Origin of the sequence: Aeromonas rivipollensis (assembly GCF_010974825.1) — a bacterium.
Taxonomy (GTDB): Bacteria; Pseudomonadota; Gammaproteobacteria; order Enterobacterales; family Aeromonadaceae; genus Aeromonas; species Aeromonas rivipollensis.
Genome location: NZ_JAAILA010000037.1, coordinates 18,849 through 34,582, shown reverse-complemented (window position 1 = coordinate 34,582; position 15,734 = coordinate 18,849). Strand labels below are relative to the sequence as shown.

17 protein-coding genes are annotated in these 15,734 nt (G+C 62.7%); 6 read left to right on the top strand and 11 right to left on the bottom strand.

From position 1 onward, the window contains the following. Nucleotides 1-191: 191 nt before the first annotated feature. Nucleotides 192-1,385 carry an aromatic amino acid transport family protein gene (locus G4923_RS19350; protein WP_163138029.1) on the top strand — a complete coding sequence of 398 codons (1,194 nt, stop codon included), beginning with the start codon at nt 192-194 and terminating at the stop codon, nt 1,383-1,385. Nucleotides 1,386-1,589: 204 nt separating this feature from the next. Then, on the top strand, nt 1,590-1,976 hold the full coding sequence (locus G4923_RS19345; protein ID WP_163138028.1) for an MAPEG family protein: 387 nt from the start codon (nt 1,590-1,592) through the stop codon (nt 1,974-1,976). Between the two features lie 94 nt (nt 1,977-2,070). Here G4923_RS19345 and G4923_RS19340 read toward each other — a convergent pair whose 3' ends face one another. Then, nucleotides 2,071-3,459 (bottom strand): DEAD/DEAH box helicase, encoded by a 1,389-nt coding sequence (locus G4923_RS19340; protein ID WP_111910662.1) that lies wholly within the window; start codon nt 3,457-3,459, stop codon nt 2,071-2,073. A gap of 313 nt (nt 3,460-3,772) precedes the next feature. On the opposite strand from G4923_RS19340, the gene G4923_RS19335 reads away from it, so the two are divergent. Then, nucleotides 3,773-4,585 carry a substrate-binding periplasmic protein gene (locus G4923_RS19335; RefSeq protein WP_420884908.1) on the top strand — a complete coding sequence of 271 codons (813 nt, stop codon included), beginning with the start codon at nt 3,773-3,775 and terminating at the stop codon, nt 4,583-4,585. A gap of 88 nt (nt 4,586-4,673) precedes the next feature. Here the strand turns inward: G4923_RS19335 and aroC are convergent, their stop codons facing one another. Together aroC and prmB are read right to left on the bottom strand one after the other, a co-directional pair. Continuing rightward, on the bottom strand, nt 4,674-5,762 hold the full coding sequence (gene aroC, locus G4923_RS19330; protein WP_025327059.1) for a chorismate synthase: 1,089 nt from the start codon (nt 5,760-5,762) through the stop codon (nt 4,674-4,676). Nucleotides 5,763-5,778: 16 nt separating this feature from the next. Further along, nucleotides 5,779-6,714: a 50S ribosomal protein L3 N(5)-glutamine methyltransferase gene (gene prmB / locus G4923_RS19325; RefSeq protein ID WP_106887942.1), complete on the bottom strand. Its 936-nt coding sequence runs from the start codon at nt 6,712-6,714 to the stop codon at nt 5,779-5,781. A 65-nt stretch (nt 6,715-6,779) separates the two neighbouring features. On the opposite strand from prmB, the gene smrB reads away from it, so the two are divergent. After that, on the top strand, nt 6,780-7,304 hold the full coding sequence (gene smrB, locus G4923_RS19320; RefSeq protein ID WP_025327061.1) for an endonuclease SmrB: 525 nt from the start codon (nt 6,780-6,782) through the stop codon (nt 7,302-7,304). 40 nt (nt 7,305-7,344) lie between these two features. On the opposite strand, the gene G4923_RS19315 is transcribed toward smrB, so the two are convergent. The 6 genes from G4923_RS19315 to G4923_RS19290 form a co-directional block, all read right to left on the bottom strand. Continuing rightward, on the bottom strand, nt 7,345-7,755 hold the full coding sequence (locus tag G4923_RS19315; protein WP_163138027.1) for an SRPBCC family protein: 411 nt from the start codon (nt 7,753-7,755) through the stop codon (nt 7,345-7,347). A gap of 37 nt (nt 7,756-7,792) precedes the next feature. Next, the gene (locus G4923_RS19310) at nt 7,793-8,020 is read right to left on the bottom strand and encodes a DUF4287 domain-containing protein (RefSeq protein ID WP_163138026.1); all 228 of its coding nucleotides are present in this window, start codon (nt 8,018-8,020) and stop codon (nt 7,793-7,795) included. 47 nt (nt 8,021-8,067) lie between these two features. After that, complete coding sequence (locus G4923_RS19305; RefSeq protein ID WP_163138025.1) at nt 8,068-8,466, bottom strand: GFA family protein; 399 nt, start codon at nt 8,464-8,466, stop codon at nt 8,068-8,070. Nucleotides 8,467-8,684: 218 nt separating this feature from the next. After that, nucleotides 8,685-9,050, bottom strand: coding sequence for a VOC family protein (locus G4923_RS19300; protein ID WP_163138024.1), 366 nt, complete (start codon nt 9,048-9,050; stop codon nt 8,685-8,687). Between the two features lie 175 nt (nt 9,051-9,225). Beyond that, nucleotides 9,226-10,671: a chitinase gene (locus G4923_RS19295; RefSeq protein ID WP_163138023.1), complete on the bottom strand. Its 1,446-nt coding sequence runs from the start codon at nt 10,669-10,671 to the stop codon at nt 9,226-9,228. A gap of 160 nt (nt 10,672-10,831) precedes the next feature. Continuing rightward, entirely contained in the window at nt 10,832-12,025 is a 1,194-nt protein-coding gene (locus G4923_RS19290) for a methyltransferase (protein WP_163138022.1), read from the bottom strand. A gap of 192 nt (nt 12,026-12,217) precedes the next feature. On the opposite strand from G4923_RS19290, the gene G4923_RS19285 reads away from it, so the two are divergent. Further along, nucleotides 12,218-12,796 (top strand): PhnA domain-containing protein, encoded by a 579-nt coding sequence (locus tag G4923_RS19285; protein WP_163138021.1) that lies wholly within the window; start codon nt 12,218-12,220, stop codon nt 12,794-12,796. A gap of 463 nt (nt 12,797-13,259) precedes the next feature. Here G4923_RS19285 and G4923_RS19280 read toward each other — a convergent pair whose 3' ends face one another. Further along, a complete protein-coding gene (locus G4923_RS19280) occupies nt 13,260-14,267 on the bottom strand; it encodes a Wadjet anti-phage system protein JetD domain-containing protein (protein ID WP_338120476.1) in 1,008 nt (335 codons plus the stop codon). Between the two features lie 44 nt (nt 14,268-14,311). Further along, on the bottom strand, nt 14,312-15,181 hold the full coding sequence (locus G4923_RS19275) for a PhzF family phenazine biosynthesis protein (protein ID WP_163138020.1): 870 nt from the start codon (nt 15,179-15,181) through the stop codon (nt 14,312-14,314). 200 nt (nt 15,182-15,381) lie between these two features. On the opposite strand from G4923_RS19275, the gene G4923_RS19270 reads away from it, so the two are divergent. After that, the gene (locus G4923_RS19270; RefSeq protein WP_106886705.1) at nt 15,382-15,585 is read left to right on the top strand and encodes a hypothetical protein; all 204 of its coding nucleotides are present in this window, start codon (nt 15,382-15,384) and stop codon (nt 15,583-15,585) included. Nucleotides 15,586-15,734 lie beyond the last annotated feature (149 nt).

The window sequence follows — 15,734 nt, the reverse complement described above, 5'->3', positions numbered from 1 at the left end:
GCCTTTTCAGGCTTGTTTCCACTATTTTGATCCGTTAACGTGGCAACCATCTTTTACAATCCACGGGTTTTTCGTAACGATGCGTCCACTCCGATATTGCTAGCCTCCGGTCCCGACCCCGGAGGCACCCGGCCGACAGCGCCACTGGCACGCTTTTGTAAATACGCAGTTTCTCTATCTGGATGGACACCATGAATACCAAAACCCTGGGTTGCACCCTGCTTATCGCCGGCACCACCATAGGTGCCGGCATGCTCGCCCTGCCGCTGGCCTCCTCGTCGCTGGGCGGCCCCGCCACCCTGCTACTGATGGTCGGGCTCTGGGCCCTGATGGCCTTCACCGCCATGCTGCAGGTGGAGGCCAGCCTCAATACCGGCAAGTGGTACCTGCACCAGTTGGCGGATCACCTGCTCGGCCCCTGGGGCAAGCGCATCGCCTCCTTCTGCATCCTGATGCTGTTCTACTCCCTGGCCTCCGCCTACATCAGCGGCGGAAGCAGCCTGCTGGCCCAGGCGCTGGCCGATGCGGGCACCACAGTCAGCCAGGAGCAGGCAGCCTGGGCCTTCACCCTGCTGTTCGGCGGCATGGTGTGCATCGGCACCAGGCAGGTGGATTACCTCAACCGGCTGATGTTCACCGTCAAACTGGTGATCATGGTAGGGGTGCTGGCGCTGCTGCTGCCCCGCGCCGAGGGTCAACATCTGCTCTCCATGCCGCTGGGTCAGGGTTTGCTGCTGGCAGGCCTGCCGGTCATCTTCACCTCGTTCGGCTTCCACGGCTCCATCCCGAGCGTCATGCTCTACCTCGGCGATTGCCCCAAGCAACTGCGCCGGGTCTTTGTGTGGGGCTCAGCCCTGCCGCTCATCCTCTATGTGCTGTGGCAGGTGGCGATCCTCGGCCTGCTGGGCCAGCAGAGCCTGATCCAGACCGGCGGGGCCCTCGACAGCCTGCTCGCCAGCGTCGGCAACCTGGTGAACTGGCCCGCCTTCAATCAGGCGATGCACCTGTTCGCAGATCTCGCGCTCGCCACCTCCTTCCTCGGGGTGACGCTCGGGCTCTTTGATTTCATGGCCAAGGTGACCCGCCGCAAGGACAACTGGCAGGGCCGCAGCCAGACCGGCATGATCACCTTCGTGCCCCCCCTGTTGTTTGCCCTCTACTTCCCCCAGGGCTTCATCATGGCGCTGGGTTACGCCGCCATTGCCCTGGCGGTGCTGGCGGTGCTGCTGCCGGTGGCCCTGGTGTGGCAGAGCCGCAAGCAGGCAGAGGCGCACCATTACCGCGTCCCGGGCGGCGTGGTTGCACTGGGACTCGCTGGCGCCATGGGGGTGCTGATCGTCGGGGTCCAGGTGAGCGTCAGCCTCGGCATGTTGCCCGCGCTCTGATCCTACCGGCTTTGGATGCCCCATATTGAAAAGCCCCGCCAGCATAAGTTGGCGGGGCTTTTTACTCTTTGGGTCCAGGCGCTCTCGGCCGCGGGTTCCGCCCTGGTTCGCCAACTCGCCACATCTTGCTGCTACCCTCAGAGGCAAGCCATTGAGGCGCCAAGCAATATCAAAACAAACACATCCACTCGAGAGCCAGATACCATGACCATAGTGCCCATCTACGCAGCCCTGCTCGCCCTGCTCTTTGTCTTGCTCAGCGTGCGCACCATTCGCACCCGCCACAGCCGCGGGGTGGCGCTGGGGCACGGGGAAGATCCCGCCATGCTGCGGGCCATGCGGGTGCACGCCAACTTTGCCGAGTATGTTCCCCTGGCCCTGCTGCTCATCTATTTTGTCGAAGTGACCAGCCAGACTCCCTGGCTTGTCCATCTGCTGGGGGCCAGCTTGTTGTGCGGCCGCCTCTGCCACGCCTTTGGCATGAGCCGCACGCCGGAGAACTTCCGCTATCGGGTGGTGGGGATGGGGCTGACCTTCAGCGTTATCCTGGTGAGCGCGGCCCATATCTTGATCACCGTGCTCATCCCCTGACCATTTCACTGCTGACCACAAACAAAAAGCCCGCACCAGATGGTGCGGGCTTTTTTAGCAACCGAACAGCCGGGGAGCCTGGCTCCCGAGCCGCTTACTGGTTGTGGCTGGCGCGGCGGGGACGACGGGCCTGAGCCGGTTTGGCGGCACCCTCGGCGGGACGCTGTCCACCTTGCGGCTTTGGCTTGCCCGCGTTGCCACCGGTGCGTGCACCGCCAGCATTGCCGGAGCGACCGGCCCCCTGACGCTGACCCTGCGGGCGCGGCGCACGGCGCTCTTCGCTCGGATCCCGCGGCTCTTTGCGAAGCGGCGCGCCTATGCCACGGGCGATGTTGTCCAGCGTCTCGCGGGAGGCTTCAAAGCCAGCCACCTGCTCGCACTTGATGTTCTGCTTGGTCAGACGCTCGATGGCCTTGATGAGCTTGCCTTCATCGGCCGCCACCAGGGAGATGGCGTGACCGGCGGCGCCGGCACGGCCGGTACGACCGATACGGTGCACGTAGTCTTCCGCCACGTTGGGCAGCTCGAAGTTGACCACTTGCGGCAACTTGTCGATGTCCAGACCACGGGCGGCGATGTCGGTCGCCACCAGCACCTTGACACTGCCTTCCTTGAAACCGGCCAGGGCACGGGTACGGGCACCCTGGCTCTTGTTGCCGTGGATGGCGGCGGCGCTGACGCCGTTCTTGTCGAGGGTCTCGGCAACACGGTTGGCCATGTGCTTGGTACGGGTGAACACCAGTACCTGCTGCCAGTCGTTGCTGGTGACCAGGTGGCTCAAGAGCGCGATCTTGTTGGCCTTGTCACAGGGGTGCACCAGCTGCTCGATACGCTCGGCGGTGCTGTTGCGCGGGGCCACTTCGATCACCGCCGGGTTGTCCAGCAGGCCGGTGGCCAGCTCGCGGATCTCGTCGGCGAAGGTGGCGGAGAAGAGCAGGTTCTGGCGCTTCTTCGGCATCAGGGCCAGGATCTTGCGGATGTCACGGATGAAGCCCATGTCGAGCATGCGGTCCGCTTCGTCCAGTACCAGGATCTCGACTTCGTCGAACTTGACGGCGTTCTGGTTGTAGAGATCCATCAGGCGGCCCGGGCAGGCCACCAGCACGTCCAGACCACGGCGGGTTGCCATCATCTGCGGGTTGATGCTGACGCCGCCGAAGACGACGTGGCTGCGGATCGGCAGGTGCTTGCCGTAGTTGCGCACGCTCTCGCCCACCTGGGCAGCCAGCTCGCGGGTCGGAGTCAGCACCAGGGCACGAATGCGGTTCGGGGATACTTTGCGCTTGCTCTCGGTGAGGCGCTGCAGCATCGGCAGGGTAAAGCCTGCGGTCTTGCCGGTCCCGGTCTGGGCGGCGGCCATCAGGTCACGGCCAGCCAGGACGGCCGGGATCGCTTGTTGCTGGATGGGAGACGGGGTGTCGTAGCCTTGCTCGGCAACGGCACGCAACAAGGGTTCGGCCAGACCGAGGGAAGTAAAACTCATAATTACCTGCTAGGGATAGGGGCGCCGGGGATCTGTGGTGGGGCTCCTCTGCTGAGCCGATGCCATCTCACAGGATCTGGGCCTATAGAGAAAACAACGATTTCCCCGGGGAGCAGAGCAAAGGGGAAAGAATAGAGGCGCAGTCTAACGGAGTTGGCGCACTTAGACGAGAAAAATGTGATATGCCTCCCAGCCCGGGTGGAAAAGCCCGCTATGGCGGGGCAGAATGGCGATGATGACGCTCGCCAGGGCTAGTCCCATCCTGGGGTGCGTATTCATACACTCACGACACAGAACAGGGAGGTTCTGCTTGATCAGGAAACATATCCAGACCGCTATTCACTGCGCATTGAGCCTGGGCCTGCTGTTCGCACCGAGCCTGCCCCTTGGCGCCAGGGAGACACTGTCGGTGGCCTGGAGCCACTGGCCCCCCTTTAGCGAGATCGAGGCCGATGGCGAGCTCGGCGGGCTGGACGTGACCCTGACCCGCCAGATCCTCCGCGGCGCCAATCTTGAGCCCGCGTTTCGCAACCTCCCCTGGGCCCGGGCCTTGCACCTCATGGCACGCCAGCAGCTGGATGTCGCCATGGGGGCCCTGAAGACCCCGGAGCGGGCGCGCTTCGCCCGCTTCTCGGCCCCCTACAGACGCGCCAGCTTCGTGCTGCTCAGCCACAAGGCGGCCCCCGGGAACCCAGATCGCTGGCAGGGGATAAGGGGCCTAGCGGACCTGTGCCAGCAGACGGGGCTACGCCTTGGCAAGCTGCGAGGCACCCGTCCCCTCCCCCTGAGCGACGCCTGCCCCTCCCTTCGGCAGGCGAGCGAATACAACTCGGATGACAGGCTGATCGCCCTCCTGCTGGCGCGGCGACTCGATGGGGTCATCATAGAGTGGCAATATGCCCGCCATCGGCTGGCCCAGCTGGGGGCAGAGGAGTTCACCCTGTGCCAGGTGCTGTTGCACCAGCAGCCGGTCAGCCTGATGTTCGCCAGCCAGGCGGTGAGCGACGCAGAGCTTGCCCGCATCGATGCCGCCATCGCCGACCTCCCGGCGCTGGACGCGGCGTTTGCCCCGCCGGTGTGCCGCATCGATGGCAGCCAGCCCCGGGAGGAAGGCACTCAGGGCTGACCCTGACGACACCGCACAAACGAGAAAGGCGACCCTGGGGTCGCCTTTTTGCCGTGCACGGTGATCAGCTGACAGCGCTGCTTGCAGATCAGCGCAGCAGCGGGGTCTGGGTATGCACGCCCTGGTTCTGGGCACGGTGGCGCAGCAGGTGATCCATCAGCACCAGGGCCAGCATGGCCTCGGCGATGGGCACGGCACGGATGCCGACACAAGGATCATGGCGCCCCTTGGTGATCATCTCGGTGGCCTCGCCGCTGGTGTTGATGGTCTTGCCCGGCACAGTGATGCTGGAGGTGGGCTTGAGCGCCATGCTCACCACTATGTCCTGGCCGGAGGAGATGCCCCCCAGGATGCCGCCCGCATGGTTGCTGGCAAAGCCGGCCGGGGTCATCTCGTCGCGATGCTCGGAGCCTTTTTGCTCCACCACGGCGAAACCGTCACCTATCTCGACCCCTTTCACCGCATTGATGCCCATCATGGCGTGAGCGATGTCGGCGTCGAGCCGGTCGAACACCGGCTCACCCAGTCCCACAGGCACGTTGCGCGCAATGACAGCCACCTTGGCGCCTATGCTGTTGCCCTCTTTCTTGAGCGCCCGCATGTACTCGTCGAGGGCCTCCAGCTTGCCCGCATCGGGGAAGAAGAAGGGGTTCTGCTCGATCTGGCTCGCATCGAAGGCCTCGGCCTTGATGGGGCCGAGCTGGGAGAGAAAGCCCACTATCTCGATGCCGTGCATCTGCTTGAGGTACTTCTTGGCGATGGCCCCCGCCGCCACCCGCATGGCGGTCTCGCGGGCCGAGGAGCGACCACCGCCGCGGTAGTCACGCTGGCCGTACTTCTGGTGATAGGTGTAGTCGGCGTGGCCCGGACGGAACAGATCCTTGATCTCGGAGTAGTCCTTGGAGCGCTGATCGGTGTTCTCGATCAAGAGCCCGATGGAGGTGCCCGTGGTGCGTCCCTCGAACACCCCGGCCAGGATCTTCACCTCGTCCGCCTCGCGGCGCTGGGTGGTGTAGCGGGAGGTGCCGGGCTTGCGCCTGTCCAGATCGATTTGCAGATCCGCTTCGCTTATCTCCAGCCCCGGGGGGCAACCGTCGACCACGGCGCCAAGCGCGAGGCCGTGGCTCTCGCCAAAGGTGGTGACCCGAAAGAGTTGGCCAAAACTGTTCCCTGCCATGGATGCTCCTTGCTGCTTAGCTCTTGTAAATCGCGAAATGGGCCTGGTACTGCACCAGCTCGGCGCGGGTCATCACGAAGACGCCGTGACCACCGTTCTCGAACTCGACCCAAGTGAAGGGCACCTCGGGGAATTGGGCTTCCAGGTGGATCATGCTGTTGCCCACCTCGACCACCAGCACGCCATCATCCTTGAGGAAGTCCGCGGCGTTGGCCAGGATGCGCTTGGTGAGCTTGAGGCCATCGGAGCCCGATGCCAGCGCCAGCTCCGGCTCGTGGCGAAACTCCTCCGGCAAGTCCGACATGTCCTCGGAGTCCACGTAGGGCGGGTTGGAGACGATGAGATCGTACTTGTCACCGGCGGGCAGGTCGCGCATCAGATCGGAGCGGATCGGAATGACCTGCTGCTCAAGGCCATGATCGTTGATATTGCGCTCGGCCACGTTGAGGGCATCGACGCTGATGTCGATGGCATCCACTTCCGCATGGGGGAACTCGTGGGCCATGATGATGGCGATGCAACCCGAGCCGGTGCAGAGATCCATGATCCGGGTCGGCTCATGTTTGAGGAAGGGAGCGAAGCGGTTGGCCACCATCTCGGCGATGGGGGAGCGCGGGATGAGCACCCGCTCGTCCACGTAGAACTCCCAACCCGCGTACCAGGCCTTGTTGGTCAGGTAGGCGGCAGGCACCCGCTCCTGCACCCGGCGGATGATCAGCTCGGCGATGCGGTGGCGCTCGCTGGTGGTCAGGCGGGAGTGGCGCATGCCGGGATCCACGTCCGGCGGCAGATGTAACGCGGGCAGCACCAGTTGCACGGCCTCATCCCAGGCGTTGTCGGTACCATGTCCGTAGAAGATCCCGGCGTCGTTGAAACGACTCATGGCCCAGCGCAACATGTCCTGGATGGTGTGCATCTCGGCAACCACCTCGTCGATAAATATCTTGTCCAAATCCACCTCCAAGTCGAGTAATATCCGGCCCGAGAATTCTATACAGCGAGCAAGACGAGTACCTGATGAAAAAATCGCCCTCACCCACAGACGAGGAAAGCCTGCTGTTTCGTGATGCTGTCAAAGGTACCCGGAAAATTAAGCAAGATACCATAAGGGCCTCCTCAAGCCCGGTCAAGCAGAAACGCGAACTGCGTGAGAGCCGCGAAAAGCTTGGGGTTGACCACTTTTTCAGCGACGAGTACCAGCCTCATCTGGACGAAGAGGGCCCGACCCGATTTGTGCGTGAAGACGTGTCAAAATTCGAGCTGAAAAAGCTCAAGCGCGGCCTCTATCCGCCGGAGATCTATCTGGATCTGCACGGCATGAGTCAGCTCCAGGCCAAGCAGGAGCTGGCCGCCCTGCTCACCCTGTGCCAAAAAGAGAACATCCACGTCGCCTCCGTGATGCACGGCATCGGCAAACATGTGCTCAAGCAGCGCATTCCGAGCTGGCTGGCCCAGCACCCCAATGTGCGCGCCTTCCATCAGGCCCCGCGGGAATGGGGGGGCGAGAGCGCCATCCTGGTGCTGCTGGATATCGAGGAGTAGCCCGGCGCCGGGCAGGAGAAGGTTGATCGAAAAGCGCGTCTCAGGACGCGCTTTCCATATAGCGTTTGAAGTTGTCGAGTATGCTCTGCCAGCCGGCACGCTGCTGCTCGCCGCTGTGTTCGGATTCGGCGTCGAACTCCTCGTGCACCCGGGTGCCTCCCTGCTCCGCCACGAACGTCACCCTGACGGCGCGGCCATCGTCCATGACGTAACCCAGGGAGGTTAGGGGCTCCACCTCGGTGAAGGTGCCCTCGAAATCAAACCCCATGCTGCCATCCCGGGCGGCCATACGGTGACAAAAAAGCCCGCCGACCCGCAGATCCACCCGACTGCCGGGGCAGTGCCACTCGGGGGAGGCGGCATTCCATGCCATGATGCTGGCGGGAGTGTTCCACCCCTCCCATACCAGAGCGAGTGGCCGCTCGACCCGGACGCTGACGCTTATCTTCATCCCTCTTCTCCTCTGCCTTTCCTGCGTTGCGGCATTTTTATGCCACGCCAGGCGCATCGGGCTGCGCCAAAAAGTGAGCCACCAGGGCATTGGCATGGCCGTGGCCCAGGCCGTGCTCGCCCTTGAGCCAGGCCACCAGCGCCATGTGTTTGCGCTCCTCCCGCCCCGCCAGCAGGGCCAGCCAGTGGGCAATCGGCTGCCCGTAGGTTTTCTCGATGGAGGGAAAATAGGAGGCAGGCCCCCTCACCTTCTGTTGCTCATCCATGGCAGTCTCCTTGGGGTTTTGCCGACACTGCTGGCGCAGCGACGGGCTCAGGGTTTGGGGGCGAACTGCTCGAACACCTGCTGCCCGGTCAGGGTCGGGGTGTCGTTTTTAAGCTCGTAGAAGTCCGGTTTCTCGTCGATAAAGATCTGCCCGGTGAGCTCGAACGCCTGTTCCTGAAACAGCCCGGCACAGAGGATGTACTCGTCCGTCGGCAACAGATGATAGAAAAGGTGGGTGCCGCAGTTGGGGCAGAAGCCGCGCTCCGCCCACTCGGACGAGCGGTAGGCCACAGGGCTGAGCCCCTTGAAACTGACCCCCTTGCCGCCATGCACCGCGAACATGGGCCCGCCGGACCAGCGCCGGCACATGGCGCAGTGACACAGGTTGACCTCCTTGTGATCGCCGCTTGAAACGGTGATCCCGCCACACAGACAATGACCTTCCATGATGCCTCCTTGAGTGCTGAGCGGCAGACGGGGCTAAGTGGATCTTGACTCCTTGCCGCACCAGATGAAGTAGCACGGGATCCGGGCGGCGGCAACTGACCATCCCGGGGCCCCGCCGCGGGGCCGACGACCCTGGCCTCCCCCCAAAAGGGGAAATTCGCCACCATCATTTATCACATGAATGATTCAACAACCCCCATGCACGGGATGAATAACACTCAGGGCCCCTCCTGCAGGGCGATGCGATTGCCTTCGCAATCCCTGATCTCGGCCACCCGAATGTGCTCCCCCACCCGGGTGATGGTATAGAGACACTCCCCTCCCGCTGTCAGCGCCCGGGCCATGGCCCGCTCTATGTCCGCGACCTTCAGATAGACCCGGGTACCGTCCTGGCTCGGCACATAGCTCTCCCCCTTTGCCAGGGCGCCGGAGCAGCCCGCCATGCCGTCAAACAGCGGGAACAGCGCCATCTCGTTGCCATCTATGTGCGCCCGCTCGAGGGCTATCTCGAAGAGCGCTTCATAGAAGCGGATGGCCCGCGTCAGATCCTGCACCGGAATTTCAAAATGGATGGCGATATTCATGTGTCACTCCTCTGTGTGGGATGAGATCTCGAACACTCTCGACTGGGTAAGGACCGCAGGCAAGTACCCGCCGGGCCGATCAGAGGCCCCCTTGCGCCGGATCCCCATGAAAGAGGGGAAGAGAGGCCCATCACCCCCCTTCCCCATCATGACTGATGACGCGCCCTCGCCGGGCTCAGTTCACCGGCGCCCAGGGGTCTCCCTTGCCTGGCTCGTTGCCCTGGGTCCACCACTTCGCCTGATACACCACGCCCTTGTGGCTGACTTTATTGCCTGCGGTGTAGACCTTGCTGGCTACCCAGGCAGGCACATCTCCCACGGGCGGGTCGGTCGGGTCAACGGGCGCGGGATCGAGCTTGGCCACCACCCGCACCTTGGGCCAGTTGGCGTGGGAGCCGTAGAAATTGGTCACGCACTTCTCGTAATCCCCCGGCACCAGGGCCGAATAGGCGGTCTGGAATCCCACCAGCTCGCACTCAAACGAGTAGCCACCTGGCCTGTCGGCATAATATTTCCAGTTGCCGTCCCAGTTGGTGTAAAGCACGTCGGTGGCGCCGTTCAGGTTGAGGCTGCCATAGGGAGTCTGCTGCCAGCAGGTGTTCTTCTCGTCCGGGAGCAGCGGGATCCCGTAGTGGGCGGCCAGCCCTTCCCAGTAACGGATACGGTTGACCGGCTGCCCCTTGTTCTTGTTCTGCTCGCCACACTCTATGCCGCCGTTGATGACATTGATGGTGGTGCCAAAGCCATAGCCGATGCCCGCCGCGACCTCGCGCTGGGAGGGCACCCAGGTTCTGTCGATGACGTGCAACATGGCGGGTTTGGGGGCTTGCGGCGTCAGGAAGAACCAGATGGCGGAGGCGAGGTTGAGCCAGGAGTCGGCCACCAGGCCGGGGCTGTTCAGCAGCACAGAGGCGTTGCCGTCAAACATCGCCTCGGAGAAGGCGCCGTAGTTGAAGTGATAGGAGAGCTGTTTAGCGCCACGGCCAAAGTAGCCCTGCCCCGTGCTGCAAGGCCATTTCCTGTTCTGCCAGTCATTCTGGCCACAGCCCGTGGTATAGCCGAGTTGCCCCTCGGCCCAGCCCATCTCGCGCACATGCACCAGCGCCTGCTGCCACTCCTCGAGCCCCAGCGGGTTGTCGGACACATTGTCCTTGCCGATATGGCCGCCGGTCTCCTGGGCGAAGTGGGCGAAGGCGGTGACGATGGATTTTTTGCAGATGGCGTCCGCATTGCGCCCGTCCGTGTAGTCGCCGCAGAAGGCGGGGAACTTGCCGACCGCCCGCAAGAAGCGCTCATAGGTATATTCAGGGGCCGCCATCTGGGTCAAAAAATCCCAGTCCGATTCGGTAAAGACCCGCTCGACCCGTTTGACGTTGTCCGGGTTGTCGACTCGCCTCGGCACAATCGCATCCACCAGGGTGTTGGGCCGGGTGGCCAATGCCTTTGACCAGATGCCGTACATGGGATTGGCCGTCTTGGCCTTTTCAACGGCCGTTATATCGGAGGCGGCAATCACATAGCCACCGCTATTTTGTGGGTCGGGCTGAATATTCATGGCCGCATAAGTTGGCGAGGCGCAGAGCCCCGCAACCAGCCAGGCGGTGCGCTTGAGCATGAACATGGGTAACCATCCTTGTCTTGAAAATGTCAGGGCGAGCATAGGCATCCTGACAACTAAATTCACGACAAGAATTAAGAGTTTGGCGATTTTGTGAGCCATTTCACTCTGCACTCAGATGAAACCTCGCCACGGCCTCATTTTGATCCCGGAACGCTCGTTTTTATGCGCCGCGGACGCGCACCGCCCGGATCAGCAGATTGCGAGGGGTCATGGGCTTGTCGCAAAACGCCCCCAGCTCTACCTCATAGCCCTGCTCCTCGAGGAAGAGGGCGCGATCCAGGGCGAGCCAGATCTCCAGCGGACGGCGAAACAGATGGCGCACCAGCTCCATGCGGGCGACGTCCCCAAAGCGCCGCTCCCCCCTGGCGAGGAAGTCGCCATGGTCTATCCCCCCAGGCAACAGCATCCCCTTGCGCTCGGCGGCCCAGTCACAGAAGGCCTCGAAGCTGCCCGCCAGCAGGCTCTTTTGCAGGTTGGGCACCGGCAGGTACTCATCCACCCCGCGCACCTCCCGTTGCAGGCAATCGAAGGCGAGACGCCAGATCACCTCCTGCTCGCGCAGGCGGGAGATGCGGGCACCGCCGGTCACCGTCTCCTGCAGCGGCAGCTTCAAGTCACTCTTGCCAAGGTGCAGGGCGCTGGCCTTGGCGGCCTGTGACAGGGGGCGGTAATGAGAGGTGCGGATCAGGTGATAGCAACAGGGGGACAGGGTCACGCCCCGGGCGCCGCGCTCGGCCACCTGCTCCAGCAGATGGGTATGCAGCTCACCGCAGGCATGGAGCGCCATGGCGTGATGGTGCGGGGCTATGAGCGCCCCCGACTCGGCGGCGAAGGCGTCGGCCTCCACAAACTGCATGTGGGCACCATCCCGCGCCGCGAGCTGCCGCCCCTCCTCGCAGAGCGTGCGCTGCAATTCGAGGCTGAGGATCTCGGCCCCCCGATGCAGGGAGACCAGGCGCCCCAGGTGGCCCTTGCCGGCGCACCACTCCAGATAGGGGCCCTGATGGGCGGGCAGACAGCCGGTGAAGGCTTCTATCTGCGCCTGCTTGCGTCCCGGCATGTACATCGCCATGGCCCTGGCGCAGTGAATGGGTTCGGGGACAAAGGCGTCGAGCTCGCTCAGGGCATGCAACTCGGCCCCTGCCGGGATCCAGGGGGCAAGCAGGGTGCACAGCGCCTCCATGTCGCCGTCGAGCCGCGCTATCTCGTCAAGACTGAGGCCGTTTAGGCAGGCGGCAAGCTCGGGGGCCTCGGCGGCGAAGGCCAGGCTCAGATGATGATAGGGCTGGTATTGCCACCAACCTCTCTCTTCGGTCAGCAAGCGATCCAGTTGTCGAAAACGGTGAGCCAGCACGGTGAGCTTGTCCTGCTATCCAAAAGGGAGGCTCATTCTAGCGATCTGCCATCAAAAAGCACTCGCCAGCGCGCCTGCCCTGCGCCCTTGCTGGTAGCCTGACAAAAAGCAGGGATTTGTGCTATATTCCGCCCCCTCATTAGCGCGACTCGCCCACGCGGGTCGTTTTATCCATATGAACGGAACCAAAACATGACCATCAATGCCATCCTGCAAGCGCGTGCGGACGCCAAGTGTGAGCTGTGTGGAGCAGAACATGCGCTGACTGCCTTCCCGGTGCCACACTCCCCCGCCAGTGACGATGACCACAGCGTGGCGCTGTGCACCACCTGCCGTGGCCAGCTGGAGCAGCCGGACACCACAGAGGTCAACCACTGGCGCTGCCTGGGTGACAGCATGTGGAGCCAGGTGCCGGCGGTGCAGGTGATGGCATGGCGCCAGCTTAAAAACCTGTCTGCCCGGGGCGAGATCTGGGCCCAGGACATGCTGGACATGATGTACATGGAAGAAGAGGCCAAGGCCTGGGCCGAGGCAGGCAGCGCCAGTGACGATGACGACAGCGTGCCCACCATCGACTCCAACGGCGCCGTGCTGCAGGAGGGGGATTCCGTCACCCTGATCAAGGATCTCGAGGTCAAGGGCGGCGGCTTCACCGCCAAGCGTGGCACCCTGGTCAAAGGCATTCGCCTGACCAACAACCCGCTGCACATCGAAGGCAAGGTCAACGGCGTGCAGATAGTGCTGGTCGCGGCCTACCTGAAGAAGGCCTGATCCCCTGGCTTGTGGTTCGGATGATGCAAGAAGCGCCCCCAGGGGCGCTTTTTTGTTGTCTGGCCACCGACAATGTCGGCGCTGCCACAGTGGCGCCGCCGGGAAACTGGACTATCCTGCAAACCAGTCCCGATGAGCGAGCCACCCCTTCGCCGGATTTGCGTCAGGGGAGCATCCGCTCCCGGAACCCTGAAGCACTGGCCCGGATGGAATTCATGTGGCACTCTGGGCTATTCACATGGACAGATCCTGAACATCATGACCCCATGATGACCTCTTGACACAAGGAGCACTACCTATGGCCAAAGCCAGCAAAAAAGATATCAAGAAGAAAATCGCCGCCCGCAAGGATAAAATTGCCAAGCACGAAGGCAAGATCAAGAAGCTGAAGAAAGCCCTGAAATAAGGGTCGGCACCATAAAAAAACCGCCCACTTCACAAGGGCGGTTTTTTATTGTGCGGTTTACCTCTCAACACCAAGTGCCCATAACTGCCAGCATCTGGCTGTGACCAGGACTTCTTGTTCCAACCAGGCTTTATTGGCGGTCAAATGAGCCAATGCCTCTGCCAGCACTGTGCTCCCCTGAACTGGTGCTATGTTGTCTCGCCAAGCAATTTTGCCTCGCTGCCTCTTTTGTTCTTTCGGCTGACGGAGTAAGTCGCGGGCATAGTGATGGACGTAATCCATGAGATTGTCGGGTAACCAGAGCGCCAGAGGACGACCCAGAGCCCCCGCCAGTTCGGTGGCAATGTCCAGGCCACGTTGATCCAGATCCCCAAAGTGTGCCCAGGGGAGGCTCTCTGGCAATAGGGGGAGCAGTTGCTTTGCCAGGGCGGTATTGCGGCCAGGGACATAAAGCAGCAATTCGCCCTCTTGTAGCGGGTAGTCCACGAAGGCCCCCTTGTTTTCCACCGTGACTAACTGCCACCCTTGCCATTCCATGCCTTCCAACCCGACCAAGGCTCGTTCTGGCAATACCAACTCCCCCAGAAGCATCATCACAGCGGTCATGTCGTGCCGTCCGCCCTCCACATCGACCAATGTCAGCGGTGTCAAGGTACGTAATCGTATGACCTCATCACCAAATACCCTAAGCCCCAGCGCTGCAACCTGCTCCATGTGATTCTGTGACAATCTGACCTTGCAGTCTCGGTGCCAAAGGCCACTCAGGGTTGCACCGTTAATGCGCCGAGGCAGTTGGCAACCCAACTCTGTCAGCACGGCATCACCCGACCAGACATTGTCGTCTGCTGCCTCTGCGAGCTTGTCCATCAAAAAAACACGACCCCGCTCGGTAAGCTGACGCCGCGCACCCAAACCGAGCGGTTGCACACCGCCAACGCGCTTGAGCATGTCATCCAACTCTCGGCCTGCGGCGCTAGTCAGTAGCATCCCCTGCCCCTGTGACAACCCCAGCAGCTTTTCGCTCAATGCACGAATATCCGCTCGCTCAAACAATCCCATCGACATCGTCCTCCTGCCTCAATTGACGTGGTATTGCGTATGATGCCGGTTCAGATCCACCGCGCCGCTCCTGACACCCGAATTGAACTGCCGGGTTCCGCCGGGATCTCGGCATGCAGCCGCGACGGCATGCCCATGTCTTCCCCCTGCACTATGTCGATGGCGCCGCCGTGGGGCCAGTGGAGGTCGCGCAAGTAGCCGGCGAAGGCTGCGGTCGCGGCGCCGGTGGCCGAGTCCTCATAGACGCCGCCGTAGGCGAAGGCATTGCGGGTGTGGAACAACCTCTCCCCGGCCACATGCACCAGCAGAATGGTCACCAGGCCCTCGCGGCGCATCAGCAGGCGCCCCTGAGCCTGCGAATAGTGCATGGCCGAGAGCGTTGCGCGATCCTTGAGCGCCAACACCAGATGATCGGCGCCGCCGTGAATGATCGCCGGGGGTATACGGGGATCCAGGCTGGCCGCGTCATAGCCAAACAGCGCCAGGGTTTCGCGCATCAGATCCGCAGGCGCCGGTTTGCTGTGGGTCGGCGGGGATTGCAGCGCCGCCTGCCATTGCCCCTGCTCATCCTGCCAGCCCGAGACCCGAATCTGGGTCTGGCTGAGGCGCAAGGCATGGTCCCCTGCCCCGAAGCGGCGCGCCAGCGCCACCCCGAGGGCTATGGTGGCATGGCCGCAAAACGGCACCTCCGCCTCGGGAGAGAAGTAGCGCACCCGCCATTGGCGCACCTCTGCGCCTTGCCCTTCGCTTTGCAGCGGGGCGGCGAAGGCCGTCTCCGAGAATCCGACCTCGGCGGCGATCCGCTGCATCTCCTCCGCCGTCGGCAGTTGGGCCCCTACCCAGACACCGGCGGGATTGCCCCCGCGGGATCCTTCGGAAAAGGCGGCGATCCGCACCAGCTCAGTGACCAGTTCCGTCATGACAACTCCTTGGCTTCTTGCTTCACGAAAAGTGGGGTTCATAGGCTCATCCTTGCGGCCCCTTCCGGGGGCGCCCATCAGGGGTCAGCTTACCCATAAAATTAACGGCCGCACAGGTGCCGCTTGAGCGCCGCGGATCCGGGCACTGGCGACTAGAGTTGGGAAACCTGTCTGTATATGCGCCTGCAGTGGAGTGCCATATGTATTCATACACCCTCATCTTCAGGGAAGAGGTCGACAAGCTGACGGCCCCCGAGCACGAGATCCTCTTGCAAAGCCCGGCCCAGGCCGGAGATTTCGTCATCCTCTCTGACGGCAGCCGCCACCAGGTGATGTTCGTCACCCATCGCGCCCACTACAGCAGCCTCTACCTCGACAAGGGGATAAGAGTGCCCCAAAGCTGAGTCCACGGGCTCAGGGAGCCCGTGGATGGCACCTATTTTTTCGCCCCCCTGTGCGAGTCCCGTTCCAGCTGCTAACGTGAAACAGGCCTGCCACCTCGCACCCAGGATATTGCCGCGAACCCAGGCTGTTGCTCATGGCAGTCAAGGCT

Coding starts and splice junctions, on each gene's coding strand:
- G4923_RS19270 (WP_106886705.1), top strand. CDS start 15,382: ATGTATTCATACACCCTCATCTTCAGGGAAGAGGTCGACAAGCTGACG.
- G4923_RS19350 (WP_163138029.1), top strand. CDS start 192: ATGAATACCAAAACCCTGGGTTGCACCCTGCTTATCGCCGGCACCACC.
- G4923_RS19315 (WP_163138027.1), bottom strand. CDS start 7,755: ATGAAGATAAGCGTCAGCGTCCGGGTCGAGCGGCCACTCGCTCTGGTA.
- G4923_RS19340 (WP_111910662.1), bottom strand. CDS start 3,459: ATGAGTTTTACTTCCCTCGGTCTGGCCGAACCCTTGTTGCGTGCCGTT.
- G4923_RS19305 (WP_163138025.1), bottom strand. CDS start 8,466: ATGGAAGGTCATTGTCTGTGTGGCGGGATCACCGTTTCAAGCGGCGAT.
- aroC (WP_025327059.1), bottom strand. CDS start 5,762: ATGGCAGGGAACAGTTTTGGCCAACTCTTTCGGGTCACCACCTTTGGC.
- G4923_RS19295 (WP_163138023.1), bottom strand. CDS start 10,671: ATGTTCATGCTCAAGCGCACCGCCTGGCTGGTTGCGGGGCTCTGCGCC.
- G4923_RS19285 (WP_163138021.1), top strand. CDS start 12,218: ATGACCATCAATGCCATCCTGCAAGCGCGTGCGGACGCCAAGTGTGAG.
- G4923_RS19300 (WP_163138024.1), bottom strand. CDS start 9,050: ATGAATATCGCCATCCATTTTGAAATTCCGGTGCAGGATCTGACGCGG.
- smrB (WP_025327061.1), top strand. CDS start 6,780: ATGAAAAAATCGCCCTCACCCACAGACGAGGAAAGCCTGCTGTTTCGT.
- G4923_RS19280 (WP_338120476.1), bottom strand. CDS start 14,267: ATGTCGATGGGATTGTTTGAGCGAGCGGATATTCGTGCATTGAGCGAA.
- G4923_RS19275 (WP_163138020.1), bottom strand. CDS start 15,181: ATGACGGAACTGGTCACTGAGCTGGTGCGGATCGCCGCCTTTTCCGAA.
- G4923_RS19345 (WP_163138028.1), top strand. CDS start 1,590: ATGACCATAGTGCCCATCTACGCAGCCCTGCTCGCCCTGCTCTTTGTC.
- G4923_RS19310 (WP_163138026.1), bottom strand. CDS start 8,020: ATGGATGAGCAACAGAAGGTGAGGGGGCCTGCCTCCTATTTTCCCTCC.